The sequence below is a fragment of the Acinetobacter sp. ACNIH1 genome (genome assembly GCF_002934695.1).
Classification (GTDB): domain Bacteria; phylum Pseudomonadota; class Gammaproteobacteria; order Pseudomonadales; family Moraxellaceae; genus Acinetobacter; species Acinetobacter variabilis.
This window is the reverse complement of the sequence record NZ_CP026420.1, coordinates 1,414,211-1,433,478: the sequence shown is the minus strand read 5'-3', so window position 1 is coordinate 1,433,478 and position 19,268 is coordinate 1,414,211. Positions and strand designations below refer to the sequence as shown.

The following is a 19,268-nucleotide window of genomic DNA, read 5'->3' as shown; positions in this document are numbered from 1 at the left end:
ATAATAGAAATGAGCAGATGTATCTTCTGCTCATTCTTTATGGCTGGGATGTTATTGCATGAGTTTACAGCTGACTTTCATTTATTAATTGATAAGCCATTTCAGGAGTTTTCTTCAGACCAGACATACGATATTCCGTATGCCCATAATCTTGAATGGTTTTCCATCGTCCCCCCCAAGTGAGTCCAACTGACTCTGCGATTTGTCCATACAGTTGATAACCGCGCATAGCCCATGGATCACGTTCACTAATCACCACTTTGCCATGACGCTTAAAAGCAATATCTGCAGCCAAACCAAACTGATGATAACTCTGAAAGCCTTTGGCTTGGGTAATATTCCTATTGGTCGCCAATGAGTTCTGTCTTTCTGGACTCCGATAACCTTCAAGCAATACCAGTTCATAGCCATACTGTTCCTGCATGATTTTAAATACCATCAATAAACGCTGCTTAAAACGCGGATTCATCTTGTGCCATTTGCGATCAGCTTGATTCAGATCTTGATAGTGATTTAAATGTATATCCTGAATATTAGAATTAAATCGTTGCGCTGAAATTACCGGTTGATGGGCATATTGATCTCCCTGTAAAGCTTCCAGAATGAGAGCCTCATCGACTTCTTCAGGTGGAGTCAAAATTTGACCTTCCAAAAGTGCATATATTTGCGGGTCGACTTTTTGTAAATAACGTGCCTCAGACATACTGGCAGAAACAGGCCGAGTCAAAGAAAAAATCAGGATGCTGATAAACAATATAGACCCGGCAATCAAGATCCACCATTGTTGTAAATACCAATGTGATTGTAGATAGTCTGGAGATCCAGCCAGTTTAAATTGATGTATAAATTGCTTAATTGTGATGAACTGTTTTTTAGTTTGTGGCAGCCATGCAATTAAAGAGTTCTGTATATGCTGCCTAAGCTCATAGAATTGCATCAAAACCAAAATACAGCTGAGAAGAATAAAGCTGCTAATAATGATAAAAATCATCTAGCGGTCATCCCATTCGAGCAGTTTAATATCAGCCTGATATTAAAATATTCATAAATTAAAGCATTTTTTTCCAGGAAGAAATGGCACATTATTTGATATAAGCTGCTTTGTTTTATCTTCATTTTGATTTTAAGTCATTATTTTTTTATTACTTTTTATGGATCATTTATTATAGGCTTCATTAAGGTAAATGAATCGTGATGTAGGCCTGTTCCGCTAGTGCACTCATCACATTCTGATATTGAGTAAAAATTTCTGTAGTTTCACTCGAGAGCATATACTTTAGACCCGCGAAACTCATTAGAGTGAACAAAAGCAAAAATACCAAAATCCATAAAAATGGTAATTCACGATGAATAATATGTTTGATCTTGTCAGGTAGTGCTGCAAAAGGGGAAAACGGCGTTTTCTTACCTTTTAGGTAATCAATCTGTTCACTCACTTGGGTAATCAGCTGATTCAAACTATGCACAGACTCAAGCCGATATTTTCCATGAAAACCTAATAACAGGCAGTAGTGATAGACTTCCAGTACCGCTAAACGTTCATTATCTTTATAACGAATTTCCTCTAGATGCTCAAAGAAACGATAACCTGCAAGTTGAGAACCAAATAAATTTAATTGTAATGGATCCATCATCCAGTAATTTTGCAGATCAAAGAAACGGGCATCCTGCTGCGTGACAATGGTTTCATCTAATAAGGCACAATAAGCATATTTAGCATCCTGAATGTCTTCAAAAGAAAATTGCTGTTTACGTGCCTGATGCTCAAAATAGTTTAGCATTTCCAGAATCTTTTCACGAAACGATGCTGGGGGCGAAGGGATATAATGATTTTTTAGCAAAAAGACAATATAAAATCCGTCATAAAGAAGATCAATCAGATTGGTCGTCACATGAGATTTCTGATCAGTCATTTGAGTAAAAATCTGTCCAGATCCGATCTGGCCATCATCAAATAGTGATGGTGCAGAATTTGTAATTATATTCATAATGATACTTATCCTTTCATGACTGCAATAAGTTCAATCCTGATATCCTGAAATCCATTCGGGATATAAATACAAATCGATTCTGAATCGAACATGCGTTGATACAAATCGTTATTCGGTTCAATTTCGAAATAGCTGACTCCAGAACGAACCGGGATCGCTGTTGGTACCTGAACTAAATGTTGAATTGGAATGGCAGGGAGGGCTGCAATGACTCGCTGTTCAACATCAACTGTACTGCCAACTTTAAAACGGATCGGCACATAAGCAATTAAATCTTGGACAGGCATCGCACTGCTTGAAACAGCCAGATATAGACGCGTATCTCGGGTAATCTTGTCGGTTTCCAGACTGCCAAGCCAATAGGATGGTCGGGTTTCTTTTAAGGAGATGCTGATATAACGATTCGAGATAATGGTATCCAGTAGATTTCTTAAAATAATGTCTAACTGATTGAAGCTTTCGTATAGATGATAGTGCTGATATTTAAGCAGTTGATCGACATCATAAGCAGTCGAAAAAGTTAGCAATGAGCCAGTTAGGCGTAATAGTTCACTATAGAGACGTTCAGGATGAATAATCGGATACTGCAAAATATGGTTTAGGCTCGCATATGCAGTATTTAAGGCATTGACCAGCCAGAAAGACACAATATCCCCAGAGCGGAATTCAATCAGTTTCTGTTCATTTTCCCGATTATTACTCTGGATGGTCTTAATCTTTGCCTGAATGATATTCAAGGTGCGTTGTAAATTAACCAAAAGATTTACATTGGCCTGTATATGTAAAATTGGTGGAATAAATTTATGATCAAAAATAAAATTCCCCGAACTTTGCCATTTAATTCGACCTACTGGAAGATACAGATACCCATCCATATGATGCTGAGGTTCTTGGCTAACTTCAAATATTTTTAATTCAGCACGACGGCGCAATAATGTAATCTGCGCAGTACTTGCATCGGTAAATAAGTCATGAGTTGAACTTAAATGGGAATGATAACGGCTAGGTCGGGCTTGATCAGCATGACTGACATTCTGTTTATTTGGCTGTACCATCGGTAAGGCCAAATAAATTTGCATTTCACTTTGTAAATTTAGGGTATCTAGCTGAACCGGTTCAGGTAATAAATCCTTTGCAGGTGCCTGATAAATTTCCCCATCTTGCCAGATCATTTCAACTTTATTTAATGCCAGAATTTGCATTCCAAGTTGAGCTTCATCAAACTCAATCGACTGAATGCCATGAGCAAAAGGGAAGGTCGCGCGAATAGTGTGATTCAGTCGCTGTTCGTGATAGGCATCCTGTAATTGAAAATGTTGAGGTCTTAAAAACAGACCTTCACCCCAAAGTATTTTTTCTGCTTTAAACATTGAGATTTCACCACTCGCAGCTTGATTCATTTTGGGCAGGGACGCCTAATAATTCATGTAGATGTTCTAAAGGATTTTCATTTTTAATCACTTTGGCCAACCACTCATGTAAAGGCATTTGGCTCCATGTAATAGTCTTTTGCAGCATATAGCTTACCGGGCTATGTGGCTCATTCATCTGAAAATAATCGGCAATTTCTTTCAGAATCTGTATAGCCTGTTCACGATTAAAAATATGATTTTGATTATGGAATTGAACAGATTGCTGGAAAGTTGGCAGCACCTGACCTGAAGAAAGGTTTATTTCATTTTGAGCAAGTATCTGAGCCAGTTGATGATCGTCTGGGGCCGGAGATGCAGATTTCGCTGAACTTATGTCTTTTTTATATATCCGCTGAATATTGGCAAAAATAGATTCTAATTGAGCATCAGCTGTAGCAAAACTTGGCCCATCTATTCCAAGAAGTTCATCAAGTGCAGACTTGAACTGTTGCCATTGATGTTGAATATCTAATAGATACTGATAATTTTGCTGTTGAACTTCTTTAGGAATATTAAGCAATAACTGCTCAAAATGCTCTAACTTTTGCTCGGAGCCTTCTTGTGCTTCTAAATCATCTACTTGTTGTTTACGTTTTTGATTCTGTAAATATAGAAAATTGTCATAGTCTTTCAGACTATAAAAAGGGGATTGCTGAATAAGAGAAACCCGCTTGGTTAATCTCGGAAGTTGAGCAATAAAACCTTCTAATAATCCCAAGCGTTGATCCAGATCATCCTCTTCAATTTTTGGATGCAGTTGCAACCAGTATTGCTTCAGGCTACGATGGTAAAGTTCCAGGCCTCGGGCAATACCTTCAAAACCATATAGATGACTCCAAGCTTCAAGCAGCCAGGTATATAAACGGATATCTTTGGTTTTTTCGGTCAGTAGTTCTATCGACTTTATTTCTACTAAAGCCCAATCTGCTTGCTTGGGTTCGGCAACCCATTCTCCCTGATCCAGTAAAGGATCATCCTGTATTCTGGCACTTTTAATACTTAGAAATTCGTTCGAAAATGAGCAATCTATACCGCAAGGATGCTCTATAGAAATTTCTTCAAATAAATATTCAAATTCCAATGTCATTATGAATCCTAATCATTCTTATTTTAATTTTTGCTGTTTAAGCAACATTTGTCTTATTTTTCTTGGAATGCCTTTTTTTAAGCACTGATAATTCTGTATCCAGATGATAATAGAAAGTATCTTTCTGAACATCGATATGAATCAGTTTTGGCAGTTGGTTTTCACTCATAGCCACCAGTAATTTTGTCGCCAGATCTGGCAATATGGATGCATTTAAAATGTGATCAATATTTCGTGCACCACTATCTATTTCTGTACATCGACTGAGTAATAATTCTAGTACCTCATCGCTATAGCTCACTTGAGTCACATACTGCTGCTGAATCCTCTTGGTAATTTTCCCTAATTTATGCTGAATTATCTGGATTAACAGTTCATCTGAAAGCGGATAATAAGGAACAATTCGCATGCGTCCTAAAAATGCTGGTTTAAACTGCTTATAAAGGCTTGGTTTGAGATGTTCAATTAAGGTATCTGCATCTGGCCATTGATCAACTTCTTGATTTATACAGGCTTGCATAATGACATGTGAGCCGACATTCGAAGTCAGCAATATGGTGGTATTTTTAAAGTTAATCAGGCGACCTTCGCTGTCTTCGAGCACACCTTTATCGAAGACCTGATAAAATAATTCTTGTACATCTGGGTGGGCTTTTTCGATTTCATCCAGAAGTACCACACTATAAGGATTGCGGCGAACGGCTTCTGTTAATACACCACCTTGACCATACCCAACATAGCCCGGGGGTGCACCTTTCAAAGAAGAAACTGTATGTGCCTCTTGATACTCGGACATATTAATCGTGATTAGATGCGATTCACCACCATAGAGTTCCTGAGCAAGAGTAAGGGCTGTTTCGGTTTTTCCAACTCCACTTGGACCGGTGAGTAAAAATACACCTTGAGGCTTATTTGGATCTTCCAATCCAGCCTTGGATGTTTTAATGCCTTGAACCAGTTGTTCTAAAGCATAATCCTGACCCATGACTCGCTGTGAGAGTTTATTTTTTAGATCAAGAATCTGCGAAATATCATCACTCATCATTTTACCGACTGGAATTCCAGTCCAGTCCGAGATAATCTCATTAATAATGTCGGCATCTACACGTTCATAAACCAACGGACTTTGCGCCTGAATCTTAGCTAATGTTTGACGTAGTTGATGAATCTGGTATTGATCAATCGATGCTTCAGATTTAGTTAAGCCATGAATCTCATGAATAAGCTGCAGCTCTTGTTGCCATTGATCATGAGTCTGGTTAATCTCTTGTTCAATGGAATGAATCATATCTGACAACTCTTGTAACCGATCGGTTCGAGATGAAGTTGTCTGTTCTTGATCAAGAAGGTGATATTCTAGCTTGAGATTATGCAGCTGAGCCTGTAACTGATCTAATTTGGCTGGTTGAGCATTTTGGCTCAAGGCCACCCGTGCAGCCGCAGTATCTAATACACTAATTGCTTTGTCCGGTAACTGACGGCCACTGATATAACGATGTGATGCATGCACAGCGGTACGAATGGCTTCATCATCAATCTGGATTTGAAAATGCTGGCTCATCACAGGAACCATAGCACGAAGCATATCGATGGCAACCTGCTCAGTTGGTTCTTCAATTTTGATTACCTGAAAGCGGCGGCTCAGTGCAGCATCTTTTTCAAAATAATGTTTATATTCAGCCCAGGTAGTCGCTGCAATGGTTCTTAATTCACCACGTGCTAGCGCCGGTTTTAATAGATTTGCCGCATCATTCTGGCCAGCTTGGCCACCAGCACCAATCAGCGTATGTGCTTCATCAATGAAAAGAATAATAGGGTGGGTAGAGGATTGTACTTCTGCAATGGCCTGCTTGAGGCGATTTTCAAATTCACCTTTGACACTGGCACCTGCCTGTAATAAGCCCATATCCAATACGTGCAACTCAACTGTTTTAAGAGCATCCGGAACTTGGCCATTTACAATTTTCAATGCTAAACCTTCAACTACAGCAGTTTTTCCTACGCCTGGTTCACCAGTGAGAATAGGGTTGTTCTGACGGCGGCGCAATAGAATATCCAGCATTAACCTGATTTCAAATTCACGCCCAATCACCGGATCAATATCACCACGACGAGCCTTTTCAGTCAGATTAATCGTGTATTGGTCAAGCGCTGGTGTCTTTTTTGGAACACTAGATAAATCAGGGGAAGGAATAGAGGGTTGAGGCACTTTAAGTTGTTCAATACTTTTCTGGCAATGTTCCAGAAATTGATGTTTCATGCTATCCACAGGGAATTGTGCAAAAAGAGAAGATGCCCGAAGAGCCATTTGATAAAGCTCTGGAGAAATCAGTAAAGCGACTAACAAGTGGCCACTACGAATCACTGGGTTTTGATCTGCGGATGCCAGCAACCAGGCCTGTTCCAAGAGTTGAATAATTGATTTGGCAAAAATAGGGGTACGGGAATTTCCCTTGCTAAGCTGCTGGATACTTTGTTCAAGCTGATTAATCAGATGGTCTTTATCAATACAATGTTTTGCTAATAATATTTTTAAATCATTCAATTCTGGATGCTGGAGTAATTCTAGAAAAAAATGCTCGATCTCAATTTCATAATTTTTTTGATGGATACAGGTATTGGCAGATTTCTCAAGACATAGGCGTGCATGTTCAGAAAGTTTCAAAATCAAAATTTTTAAATTATTCATGAGTTTCTCATTATTGTTAGCATACACAACTTTATAATTTTTAAATGGATAGCTGTGTTTTTTTATATTTATTAAAATGAATATTTCTCTATTTTTATCCGGCCCATATTTATACTTTTTATGAAAATTGACCGAACAATTTTGGCTCATTTTACTCAAATAAAAATAAAAGTCTGTATCTTTCATCAGAATTTTGTCAATTCTTAAAATTTTTAGTCACTAAGTCCGTTAATCTTTTTTAGCTTGACTTCTCCTTAATGTTTTATGTTAAATCCGCCAAACGATTGTCAAATAAAAATAATATTTAGACATTAAAAAATATAACAACAAACAAAAACAACTGAGGCTCATTTTGAAAAAGTATATAAGTTTCATATCATTATTTATATTTGGTACAGCCTGTCTTTACCTTCCACAAGTACATGCTGCTGAATTAAAAAAATCATGTATTAAGGCCAATCCTTATGCTGCGGGTGAAACAGACCCAACATTAATTGGCTTATATCAACAGCTTTGTGATAAATCGGCGAAGAAAAATATTTCTTTACAATATGAACTAAATACACAAATTGCTAAACGTTATGTGGAGTTAGGTTCTCATCTCAAAGCACTCAATTTGATTGATCAATTGCATCGTCAACAACAGCATAACCAGACTTTAACAGACTTGGGTTTTATGGCAGGAGTCGCTATTTCATCGAATGCTTTGCAACAAATGCGTAGTACAGAAGTTCGTGCCTTAAATGAAACGACCTATCCTCAAGCTAAACTGTTGGCTGAGAATATTCAGTTTGCAAAACCTGTACCAGCATCGGTTGAGCCTAAATCATATACTGCTTCAAATATTAAGAATATCAAGAAACAGACTGCTGTAAGTATGAAGCGATCTATTACGTCCAGCACTAAAACAAAAAATGTAGTCAAATCTGCCTCTATTAAAAAGACTGAAAATATCAGTACTCGCACCAATACAGCCAGTTCTAATCCATTTGGTTCATTAAAGAATAATTAATAAGGAAACACACAATGGCCAAACGTGAAAGCGTACAGAAAAAATTACAGCGGATCCGACCACCACGTGTGCAGCTAACCTATGATGTGGAAGTAGGTGATGGTAAAGAAACCAAAGAACTGCCATTTGTTGTAGGTGTTTTAGGCGATTTTTCTGCTTCCTCTGAGCTGGAAAAAACCAAATTAAAAGATAAAAAATTTATCAATGTCGATTTAGAAAATATTGATGAAGTGATGGAATCACTTGCTCCGCGAGCAAATTTTCAGGTTGAAAATACTTTAACCCAAGCCGGCGGCACTATGGCGATTGACCTGGTATTCAATGGGATGAATGATTTTCGCCCAGAGCAAATTGTGCAACAGGTGGAACCGTTACGTAAGCTGGTTGAAGCACGTGGACGTTTGACTGATCTGCGTAATAAAATTTCCAATAGTGAACGTCTGGAAGATTTATTGGATGAAGTGCTGAAAAACACGGATCAAGTACAAAAGATCAGTGTGGAGGCTGGTGATGAATAATTATAATGCTGCAACTGCCATAGATACTGCACTTGAAGAACATTCACTTTTGGATTCAATTGTCGAGCGTAGCCGTATTGCTCGTACTGAAAAAGAACATGATCGTGCTAAAAGTTTGATTGGTGAACTTGCTAAAGAGGTTATGGCAGGGACCATTACTGTTTCTGAGAATATGACGCTGGCACTTGATAAGCGTATTGCTGAAATTGATGCCATGATTTCAAGTCAGCTTAGCAAGATTATGCATCATGAAGCTTTTCAAAAAGTTGAGTCTACTTGGCGTGGTTTATATTATTTCTGCCAGGAAACACCAGCACATTCTTTAATCAAGATCCGGATGATGAATACTACAAAAAGGGAACTAATTAAAGATTTCCAAAGTGCGACCGATTTTGATCAAAGTACGTTATTCAAGAAAATCTATGAAGAAGAATATGGTTCATTCGGTGGTGCACCTTATGCAACGCTGATTGGTGACTATGAATTTGACCGCACACCTGAAGATACGTACCTTCTGGAACAGATTTCTCATGTCGCTGCGGCAGCACATGCGCCATTTATTTCTGCTGCAAGCCCATCAATGTTTGGACTAGAATCATTTACTGATATTGATCGTCCACGTGATGTTTCTAAAATTTTTGAAACAGCAGAGTATGTACAGTGGCGTTCTTTCCGTGAAAGCGAAGATGCTCGCTATGTGGCACTGACTATTCCTCGAGTACTGGGACGCTTACCTTATCATCCACGTGAAGGTACAGTGACTGAGGGCTTCAATTATATCGAGGAAGTTTCTGGTGAACATCATAATGAATACCTCTGGATGAATAATGTCCAACAGAAATTGCCATTACCGATCGGCGTGAAAAAGAGCTGAGTGATCTTGGTTTTATTCCTTTAGTCCATTGCAAAAATACGAACTATGCTGCGTTCTTTGGTGCACAGTCTGTGCAAAAAGCCAAAAAATATGACAATGATATTGCTAATGCCAATTCTGCATTATCAGGTCAAATTCAATACATTATGGCAGTTTCACGTATCGCTCATTATTTAAAAGCCATGATGCGGGATAAAGTGGGCAGTTTTGCCTCGGCTGGAAATGTTGAAGCCTTTCTTAATGACTGGCTGTCTCAGTACATTTTACTAGACGACGGTGCTTCACAAGAAGCAAAAGCTCAATATCCGCTTCGTGAAGCTTCGATCAAAGTTGTAGAAAATCCAGCTGAACCTGGTCACTACAAGTCTGTGGTTTTTTTAAGACCACATTTTCAGTTAGATGAGCTCTCTGTATCACTCAGGCTGGTCACTGAATTGCCGCAGTCAAGTCAATAGGACTACTGCGATTAAAGAACTATAAGTATTTATAACAATAGGATAATTATTAAAATGAAAGACATTTACGTCCAATTTCGTGGCAAATATAAAGTCGATGGCGAATCACGCGATTCTGAACATAAAAGCTGGTTAGAAGTAAATTCATGGGCACACCATATCCGTCAGCCTAAATCCGCGACCTCTTCAAGTGTGGGCGGCCATACTGCAGAACGAGTTGAGCATTCTGATATGGTCTTTGTAAAGGATCTGGATGCAACGAGTCCAAAGCTTTGGGAGGCTTGCTCTGCAGGGTATACCTTTGATGAAGTACAAATTGATTTTTATTGTGCCAACGGTGACAAACGTATCAAGTATTTGCAGATCAAACTCAAGCATGTCTTGGTTTCTCAAGTGACACCAAATGTGAATCAGGAAGGCGTTCCAACTGAAACATTTGGTTTGAAATATGCTGCAGTTGAGTGGACTTATAATCAGCAGGATATTAACGGTTCGCAAAAAGGTGCAGTTACCAAGAAATGGTCATTATCAAATAATACTGCTTCTTACGCAGCTTAATTTACATAGCCTGGATAAAGGCTGATATCCCTAGCCTTTATCTTTCTCTTTTAGAAAATATCTAATGAAAAGAATATGAATCTGGATCAACTTTATCCTTATGGATTTAGAAGTACGTTATTCGAACGTTTATTACCTGTAGATGATCAATACAATGGACAAGGTTTGTCTATACAAGAATTAAGACAATCCATTGCCCATGATCTCGAAGATCTTTTAAATAATCGGATGACTCGCCTGAACCAAACGGAAGAGCATTATCCTGGGATAAAAAATTCAATTCTGCAATTTGGAATTATTGATTTTGTTGGCTTGTCGACTGCGAATCCTACAGATCGTGACAAAATTTGCCGTTCAATTGAGCAGTCTATCAGTGCACATGAACCGCGTTTAAAACAGGTAAAAGTAGAGATGCTCATTAATGAAAACAACATGGGTAGCCTGTATTTAAGTATTTCAGCCTACTTAAATATTTCACCTTTATATGAGGCGGTGATGTTTGATGCATTACTTAAACCAACAACACAGCAATACGTTATCTTGGCTCGGAAATAAGCAGGCTGCATGTGATTGAAGATTTACTACCATATTATGAAAAGCAGTTACAGGAGTTTAGCCAGCAATCACGAGAGTTTGCTACTAAATATCCTAAAATTGCGCAACGCTTATCTTTAAATCAAGAACATATTGATGATCCACATATTGAACGGCTGATACAGGCATTTTCGCTGATTTCCGCACGTATTGATAAAAAGCTGAATGACAGTTATGAAATCTTTACACGCTCAATTTTTGAGGTGATGTTTCCACAATATCTAAAAACTTTTCCTGCCTGTTCACTCGTCAGCTTCGAAGATAGCAATAAGACAAAGAACTTAAAAGAAGACTATATAATTCCGAAAAATACAGTCTTAAAGGCGCGCAGTATTCGTGGTGTCCAGTGTGAATACCGTACCGTGAATGATGTCACTTTATTACCAATCCAGTTGAAAGAAGTGAGCTTTAAAACGCATCCTTCTGCCTATATTCATTTGAATCGTAATGCCACACTTATTATAAAATTTGAAATATTTAATCAGCAACTTGAACTATTAGCCCGACAAAAATTGTCTTTATATCTGGATGCGATTTCTAATTTTCCCTTACAGGTTCTCGATACGATTTTTAAGTCTGACACCCATTTTTCTTTAAAATATCAGAATCACGAAGTTGATATTGCTCGTCCATTTGAAGTGATGGGTTTTACTGAGGAGGAAAGTATTCTTCCGATTGATCAACATACACATCAAGCTTATCGTCTGTTGACTGAATATTTCTGTTTTCCAGAAAAATTTAATTTTTTAAATCTCAATTTAAATTTTTTAAAATCTGTGATGGAAGATATTACAGATTTCGAATTGCAGATTCATTTTAAGGTAGACCTGAATGATCAAGCGGTCATCCGAAATTATGCAGAGTTAAATAGTGCAAACTTCAAGCTGTTTAGCACACCAATCGTCAATTTGTTTGAAAAACAGGCTGAACCTCAAAAAATTGATCATCAACAACTCGAATATCCTTTAATCAGTGATGCTCATCATCCTGAATATTTTCAGGTTTACGGCATTACTGAGATGAATCTCTTAAGAGAAAAGAGTGACAAGAATCAACTGATTTATAAAGTATTGCCATTTTTTGCCATGAGTCATTCTCATCAGGAGAACCAACAGTTTTTCTATCAGCTTTTACCAGCAGCGAATAAAAATAACAGTATTGATTTTAAATACTCGATTATTTCCAAGAATTTAAAACCGGGAACGACGACTTCTGATTTTATTAGTGTACGTTTACTATGTACTAATAGGGATTTGCCTTATCAAAGTTATCATCAGGATCAAAACAGTTTATCTCTCAATGAAAATCATCTGGTACGGAAAGGTAAATTATTAAAACGGCCGAACTTACCTTATCGTTTTCAGCAAAAACAGCTAGAACAATGGCGAATCATTTCTCATCTGTCTTTGAATAATTTGTCTCTGATGAAAGGGGATTCAGTTAGTCATATGAAAGAGCTGTTTGAGCTTTATAACTTACCACAAACGAAAGAAAATCAGCACATTATTAATTCAATTCAGGCGATTGAGTTTTCCTTGGGACAAAAGCTGATTGATCATCATCCATTTCCACTGTTTGTTCGAGGGGTTAAAGTCGAGATCCAGCTAGATACCCAAGTTTTTCGGGGTACAAGTATTTATATTTTTGCCCAGATTCTAAATCATATTTTTAATTTAAAAGTTCAGATGAATAGTTATGTGGAGATGACTGTGCTGGACTCAGAATCAAAACAGGAGTTATACCAATGCGTGCAGAACGTTGGTGGCAAGAGACTTCTGTAATTGATCAGCTCTATCAGCGACCGACTGCATTTGAACTGGTTCAGGCAACGCGGTTACTACGACATGATCCTCAGCAGCAAAATCAACAAAAATGGAATAATACTTTTTATTTCTTAAGTTCATTGAATCTGAATTTTCCAGTATCTGAAATTGAATCACTTCAGCTAGACAATGAAAGGGTACAAATCACTAATCTGATGCTGGGGCTGACGGGGATTCAGGGGGTATTACCTTATACCTACACCCATAAAGTCAGACATGCAGTACGCCAACAGCGTGAACAAAGTCTGTATTTTTTAGGGCTGTTTAATAACAAACTCACTGTGCAATATATAGATGCCTGCCTGAACTACAACTTGCCTGTGCGGTATGAAATTGAACAGGATAATCACTACTTAAAAATTTTACATGCCTTAAATGGTTATGTGGAAGAGCAACAAGACCAACAGTACATAGATGATTATTTTGCTGAATTTGCAGGTTTAATGCAGGGACAAAATAATAGTGAATATGCTTTGAAAACCATTCTGTCCTGTATTTTTCAATTTGATTTTGAAATCAAGCAGCTGATGCCAGAGCAATTCCATTTAGATGATCAGCAGAAAAGTTCTTTGAGTGAAGCTCAACCAGTTGCACTCGGCATAAATAGTTTTTGTGGTGAAAATATTACTCAAATAGATGAAAGAATCGAAATTATGATTGGTCCTTTACGCCGAAAGGATTATCTAAATTTCTTAGCCCAAGGGACATACAGCCTTAAATTACAAAAAATGATCAACACTTGGTGCAGTCCGACTATGCAAGTCGATATTCGACTGATTCTGGATAAACAAGATCTTTTATCTATAGAGCTTGGTAAAGACAGTTCAATGACATTGGGTCAAGGGGCCTTCATCATGCCTAAACAGGCTGAACATAATAATGAAACGTGTTATTGCTTAAAGGGGAGCATGGCATGATCAAATTTATCATTTCTGCTTTTCTGGTCCTTACTATTTTAATTGGCACTTTAGTGATCTATTACTGGCGAGATAGCAACTACGATCCATCCCAAATGGATCTGATCTGGTCTTTTATCTTGTTACCAATTTCACTTTGTCTACTAATTCTAAGCCCTTATTTTATTTATAAAACTATTCAATATTTCCGCAACAAAAAACTGCAGCAACAAAAAGATCAGGAATTATCTATTTTAATACAGCAAAAAGAAAAACAAGCTGCGAATTTAGCTAAGCAAACAGCCCAGCATTACACTTTGAACATTTTATCTAGTGCTGCTTGGCATTGTTTTGGAGAAAATGAAGAAATCATACAGTTTATGCAACAGTTTAGAAGCCCTGAACTGGATTTCCAACTGAGCAATAATTATGGCCTGCCACTTTTATCTTATCGTATTACAGCACTCGATCAGTGGCTGGAAAAAACTCAAAATGATGATGAAGATCAATCTTTAATTTTGACTACACGTGAACGACGAATACAGCAGTTAATTTGGCAGCAACTGCAACAGCATGAACATAGCTTGCAAGGGATTTCCCAGCAATTAAAACGTTCTGCACTTTTTTATGAGAGTGAGTTTACCTACCAATACCGTATACATCCCGGATGGAATCCAGAAAATCTTCATGAAAATTTCAATGAGAAAGAGGATATTTCTCATAAAGAGATAGAAACTGTAGTACGTTTAAATCGTCTCAATGTTTATATCTTATTAGCAGAAAATCTGATTCACACTTGGGATGATCAGGCTTTTCAAACTCAACTTTTACAGCAGTTAGAAGATAATTACTCATTCTTGGCAGATCATTTGCATATTGAATTCTATTATTTCAGCCAACCAAAGGCTTATGCTTCTTATATTGAACTTTTACAAGAGATTGCTCAGCAGCCTGGACAAGCAAACCTGATTATTATGGTGGATTCTGAAATCGATCAGGACTGGCTGGATGAACAACTTTGGCAAAATGAGCAATATATTGCTTCAGAATATGCTGCCAGTTGGTGCTTAACTGCTGAACAGGTCGTTCTTGAGGTAGTTCCTGTATTACAAAAAATAAGAATAAGTACTCAGATCAAAGAGTTAAAAAATTATTTAACTGAGCAGCAGTTAGATTTAGCTGGTCAGATCGAAAAAGAACAGGCCTTTGTATTGCTCTTAGATGAAACAAAAAAATCCAAAAACCTTCATCAATTACAGCAAACTTTTATTCCGATTGGAGTTCATCCAGAATTTTTTATTTATATCCAATCTTTTATAGGAAATACGCAATGTTTAGGACATATTTTTGGGATGATGTTAGTGACACAGATGCGGGACAATATTATTACGATAACCTATAGCCTGGAACAAGAAAACACATATATTTATTGTGAAAATAAAGATTTAGAAAAATTTGAAGCAACAGCTTTAGTCGCATAAATAACTAAAAATATAGAATAATTAGAGATTATAGTGAATACATTAATTTATACGATCCTAGGTTATGTCTGGCAATATGTCACTCATCCTAAAGTGATCATGGCCCTATCTTTCTTAGTTGTTCTGATTTCAATGAAGAATACGGTATCTGATCGGATCTTCTGGAGTCTGGCAGCTATTTATATTGCTGTTCTGGTTGGCTGGGGAATTTATGAGCTGATTCAACGCTATCGCCATGGCAAAAAGGGTAAGGCGCTAGCTGAGGCCATGTCCAAAAATGCTGAAGCAGAAAATAAATATAAAAATAAGGAAGAACTGCAACTGATTAATCAGCAAATGAAGCAGTCAATCCAACTTCTCCGAAAATCTAAATTGGGGGATCGTAAAGGCAATGCAGCCCTTTATGAATTGCCTTGGTATATGGTCATTGGCAATCCGGCGGCAGGAAAAAGTTCAGCGATTTATCATTCTGGATTAAATTTCCCGTTTGAAGAAACCCATCGTAAAACGGTGTCTGCTGGTTTAAGTGGTACACGAAACTGTGACTGGTTTTTCTCTACAGACGGTGTTTTACTGGATACAGCCGGACGTTATTCAGTATATAGCGAAGATCATTCCGAATGGCTGGGTTTTCTCAATATTCTAAAAAAGAGTCGTTCTAAAGCACCAATTAATGGGCTAATTGTCATTGTCAGCATTGCTGAGCTGGTGAGCCAGAGCCCGGACAAATCAATTCAACTGGCAAAAAAATTGCGTGCCCGGATTCAGGACTTGACTGAACGTTTAGAAGTTGTAACACCCGTATATCTGATCTTTTCTAAAATGGATCTGATTGCCGGCTTTACTGAATTTTTTGATTGTTATAGCGAGCATGAGTTCAATAAGACCTGGGGTGCTACCTTAGCCTACGATCCTCAGTCCAGTGAGAATGCGGTTCAGCTCTTTGAGAAGCATTATAATATTTTATATGACGGTCTAAAAAATGTCAGTCATACCCATTTGTCTCGTCGTCATTCTCAATATATTTCACCAAGTGTGATGACTTTTCCGCTTGAGTTTAAAAGTTTAAAACCGGTATTAAGAACCTTTATTTCAGCCCTATTTCAGGAAAATCCTTACCAGTTTAAACCAGTATTTCGTGGCTTTTACTTTACTAGTGCCCTGCAGGAAGGAACCATTGAAAGCCCAAAAACCGAACAGATTGCTGAAGATTTTCACTTGATTCGAAGTGAAGATGCTGAATTTGGTCTACCTACACGATCGATATCTCAAGATCATGGATATTTTCTAAAAAACCTGTTTTCAGAAGTGATTTTAAAAGATAAAAATCTGGTTAAACAACAGATTAACCCGCTGCGTAAACGTCAGCGTTTTATCGGGTTTATAGGCACTCTGCTGACAGTTGCGATTGTACTCAGTTTATGGATCTGGTCATATCGTAATAACCAGCAACTAATGAGCGAAATCCAGAATGATTTAAATAAAGTTGTACAGCTGCAACAGCAATCTGGTCATGAACTCTCGACCCAACTGGATGCTTTATTGATTTTGCAAGAACATTTACAACAATTGGATCAATATGAACAGCAGCTTCCATTAAAATACAGTTTTGGACTCTATCAAGGTGATCAAATTCGAGAACAGCTCGAAACTGAATATTTAAAAGGGATAGAGTTGCTGGTACTGCAACCCACACAACAAAATATTGCCCAATACTTACAACAGCTCAAATTAAATGAAGCTCATCTGAAAGCCAATTATATCAATGTACCTGTACAGCAAACTGTTCAAGTGCAACAAGTGATATCAGAACCATCTGAGCAGAATCCGCAAGATGCTTATAATGCCTTGAAAACTTACTTGATGCTGAGTAATCGGCAGTATATCGAGGCGGGACATCTGAGCGATCAGGTCACCCGTTTCTGGCGTTCCTGGTTGGACACCCATCGTGGTGAGATGCCTCGTGCCGAGATGATTCAGAAAGCTGAACAGCTATTAAGTTATGCCATGACCTTAACCAATCGCCAGCATTTTCCTCAATTAAATTCTAATGCAGTGTTGGTCGAGCAAAGCCGTCAGATTTTAACCGCGATTACAACAGGCGTTTCGGCACGAGATCGCGTCTATAACGAGATAAAAATGCGTGCTTCTGTGCGTTACCCCACTTTGACATTGAAACAGATCCTAAAACAAGATACTCAATCCACGATGTTAGGTGGTTATGCCATACCGGGTTTTTTTAGCTATCAAGCCTGGAACGAGTATGTACAACCTGCGATTGAAAAGGCGGCACAAAATCCGACCGAGAGTAAAGACTGGGTACTGAATGTCTCAAAATCTGATGATCTCAGTTTTAGTGGCAGTCCGGAACAAATCCGTAAACAGCTCACAGAGATGTATAAAAAAGAATATATTGCCGAATGGCGTAAGTTCCTGAATGGTATTCATTATGCTAAAGCAGCAGACATGAACCAGCAAATCCGCCAAATGGATATTCTGGGAGAAACAGAACATTCTCCAATCCGAATCTTATTGCAACGTGTTGCCAAAGAAACCAGTTGGGATAATCCAATGGTTCAAGCGGAATTAGCGACGCCACAAAAAGGTTTCATGGCCTGGTTTAAACGAAAAATTTTAAGACATGATGAGAAAAATCTGGCACAAAATGCAGATGCTCATTTGTCTCAAGGCATAATTGCCCAAGATTTTCAGATGCTATACCAAATTGTCCGCCAGCGAGATGACCTGCAAAATAAATCATTACTAGATGAATATCTTGAGTTACTGGGCAAGATGCGTAGTCAGTTTAATGACCTGAAAAGTTCTGGTGATATTGGTCCAGCAAGTATGGCTATACTACGACAAACGATTCATGAGCAGAATTCTACCTTTAATTTAAGCCAGAAATTTGTCACTGAAAAAATGTCGGCAGGAAGCCAGGAACTCGATCAGCAAATCCTGCAAAAGATTTTAGTCGCACCACTGACACAGGCCTTTTCGAGTCTGATTCCACCAGCACAGGCTGAAATCAATAAGTTATGGCAGATTTACGCTTATCAGCCATTTAACAATAGTCTTGCACATAAATACCCATTTAGCAGCCAAGCCAGCCTGCAAGCAACGACGGCCGAGATTAACCAGATTTTTGCTGAAAATGGCAGTATTGCCCGCTTTGTAAAAGAATATCTGGATCCTTTAGTAATTCGTCGTGGCTATCAGCTGACTTCTAAAACCTGGCAGGATTTAGGTGTCGGTTTGAATCCTGCTTTTGTGTCAAATTTTCAAAATTATGTTGCACCTGTACATGGGGTCGCTACAGGTGAATTAAACCAAAGTTCGAATAGAGCAATCTCTTCAAATCAGTCAAATTTCCAGTTCTATCCTTTGGAAAATCCGAATGTATTGTCCTATAGCATTGAGATTGATGGACAGCGTATGCATTTTGAAAACGGCATTCAACAATGGGTGAATTTTATCTGGCCAAATCCCGGAACAATTCCAGGTGCACGGATTAGCGTAGTCGATCTTGAAGGGAAGACCCATACCATTTTTGATGAGCCAGGTGAATATGGGATTAATCGATTAATTGATTCAGCGCAGCGGCAGCAAAAAGAGAATATTTTTGAAATGGTTTGGCAGAGCAAAGCGCAGCCGAACCTAGCAGTAAAAGTTAATTTCCGTCTGGTCAGTGGAGATACTTCCAGTTCGATTGCAGGAGGTGCGGGGTATCACAATTTACAGCTGGTTGATCAGGTCATGTCAAACAAGGCGGTTCGAGTGGTTGCTGCACAGTCGGCAACTAACAATGGTCAGTTAACGTCATCTTTAACGATGGCGACTAGCCAGCAACAGTTAGAGGCAACTGCACCATGATGTGG

At 38.2% G+C, this 19,268-nt stretch carries 13 protein-coding genes and 1 pseudogene; 9 read left to right on the top strand and 5 right to left on the bottom strand.

All coding sequences use genetic code 11. From position 1 onward, the window contains the following. Window positions 1–64: 64 nt before the first annotated feature. From C3F22_RS07050 to tssH, 5 genes are all read right to left on the bottom strand, one after another. Window positions 65–991, bottom strand: coding sequence for a M15 family metallopeptidase (locus tag C3F22_RS07050; protein WP_004785911.1), 927 nt, complete (start codon window positions 989–991; stop codon window positions 65–67). A 184-nt stretch (window positions 992–1,175) separates the two neighbouring features. After that, window positions 1,176–1,988 (bottom strand): type IVB secretion system protein IcmH/DotU, encoded by an 813-nt coding sequence (gene icmH, locus C3F22_RS07045; RefSeq protein ID WP_004785910.1) that lies wholly within the window; start codon window positions 1,986–1,988, stop codon window positions 1,176–1,178. Window positions 1,989–1,996: 8 nt separating this feature from the next. Further along, a complete protein-coding gene (gene tssK / locus C3F22_RS07040; RefSeq protein WP_104426992.1) occupies window positions 1,997–3,361 on the bottom strand; it encodes a type VI secretion system baseplate subunit TssK in 1,365 nt (454 codons plus the stop codon). 7 nt (window positions 3,362–3,368) lie between these two features. Further along, window positions 3,369–4,490 carry a type VI secretion system protein TssA gene (tssA, locus tag C3F22_RS07035; protein ID WP_104426153.1) on the bottom strand — a complete coding sequence of 374 codons (1,122 nt, stop codon included), beginning with the start codon at window positions 4,488–4,490 and terminating at the stop codon, window positions 3,369–3,371. A 37-nt stretch (window positions 4,491–4,527) separates the two neighbouring features. Next, complete coding sequence (gene tssH, locus C3F22_RS07030) at window positions 4,528–7,179, bottom strand: type VI secretion system ATPase TssH (RefSeq protein ID WP_034590192.1); 2,652 nt, start codon at window positions 7,177–7,179, stop codon at window positions 4,528–4,530. A 352-nt stretch (window positions 7,180–7,531) separates the two neighbouring features. Between tssH and C3F22_RS07025 the strand changes: the two genes are divergently transcribed. The 9 genes and pseudogenes from C3F22_RS07025 (at window position 7,532) to tssM (ending at window position 19,263) form a co-directional block, all read left to right on the top strand. Beyond that, on the top strand, window positions 7,532–8,191 hold the full coding sequence (locus tag C3F22_RS07025) for a hypothetical protein (protein ID WP_004785902.1): 660 nt from the start codon (window positions 7,532–7,534) through the stop codon (window positions 8,189–8,191). A 14-nt stretch (window positions 8,192–8,205) separates the two neighbouring features. Next, window positions 8,206–8,709: a type VI secretion system contractile sheath small subunit gene (gene tssB / locus C3F22_RS07020; protein WP_004785900.1), complete on the top strand. Its 504-nt coding sequence runs from the start codon at window positions 8,206–8,208 to the stop codon at window positions 8,707–8,709. Further along, window positions 8,702–10,038: pseudogene (gene tssC, locus C3F22_RS07015) on the top strand (type VI secretion system contractile sheath large subunit). The gene tssB and the pseudogene tssC overlap by 8 nt, the downstream one beginning before the upstream one ends. A gap of 54 nt (window positions 10,039–10,092) precedes the next feature. Beyond that, window positions 10,093–10,596 carry an Hcp family type VI secretion system effector gene (locus C3F22_RS07005; RefSeq protein WP_104426150.1) on the top strand — a complete coding sequence of 168 codons (504 nt, stop codon included), beginning with the start codon at window positions 10,093–10,095 and terminating at the stop codon, window positions 10,594–10,596. A gap of 75 nt (window positions 10,597–10,671) precedes the next feature. After that, window positions 10,672–11,151 (top strand): type VI secretion system baseplate subunit TssE, encoded by a 480-nt coding sequence (tssE, locus tag C3F22_RS07000; protein ID WP_104426149.1) that lies wholly within the window; start codon window positions 10,672–10,674, stop codon window positions 11,149–11,151. A gap of 11 nt (window positions 11,152–11,162) precedes the next feature. Beyond that, window positions 11,163–12,971, top strand: a complete 1,809-nt coding sequence (tssF, locus tag C3F22_RS06995; RefSeq protein WP_004785889.1) for a type VI secretion system baseplate subunit TssF — start codon at window positions 11,163–11,165, stop codon at window positions 12,969–12,971. Then, a complete protein-coding gene (gene tssG / locus C3F22_RS06990) occupies window positions 12,935–13,930 on the top strand; it encodes a type VI secretion system baseplate subunit TssG (protein ID WP_004785887.1) in 996 nt (331 codons plus the stop codon). Before tssF ends, tssG begins: the two co-directional genes overlap by 37 nt. Further along, window positions 13,927–15,390 carry a hypothetical protein gene (locus C3F22_RS06985; RefSeq protein WP_004785886.1) on the top strand — a complete coding sequence of 488 codons (1,464 nt, stop codon included), beginning with the start codon at window positions 13,927–13,929 and terminating at the stop codon, window positions 15,388–15,390. Before tssG ends, C3F22_RS06985 begins: the two co-directional genes overlap by 4 nt. Before the next feature lie 33 nt (window positions 15,391–15,423). Next, the gene (tssM, locus tag C3F22_RS06980; protein WP_104426148.1) at window positions 15,424–19,263 is read left to right on the top strand and encodes a type VI secretion system membrane subunit TssM; all 3,840 of its coding nucleotides are present in this window, start codon (window positions 15,424–15,426) and stop codon (window positions 19,261–19,263) included. Window positions 19,264–19,268 lie beyond the last annotated feature (5 nt).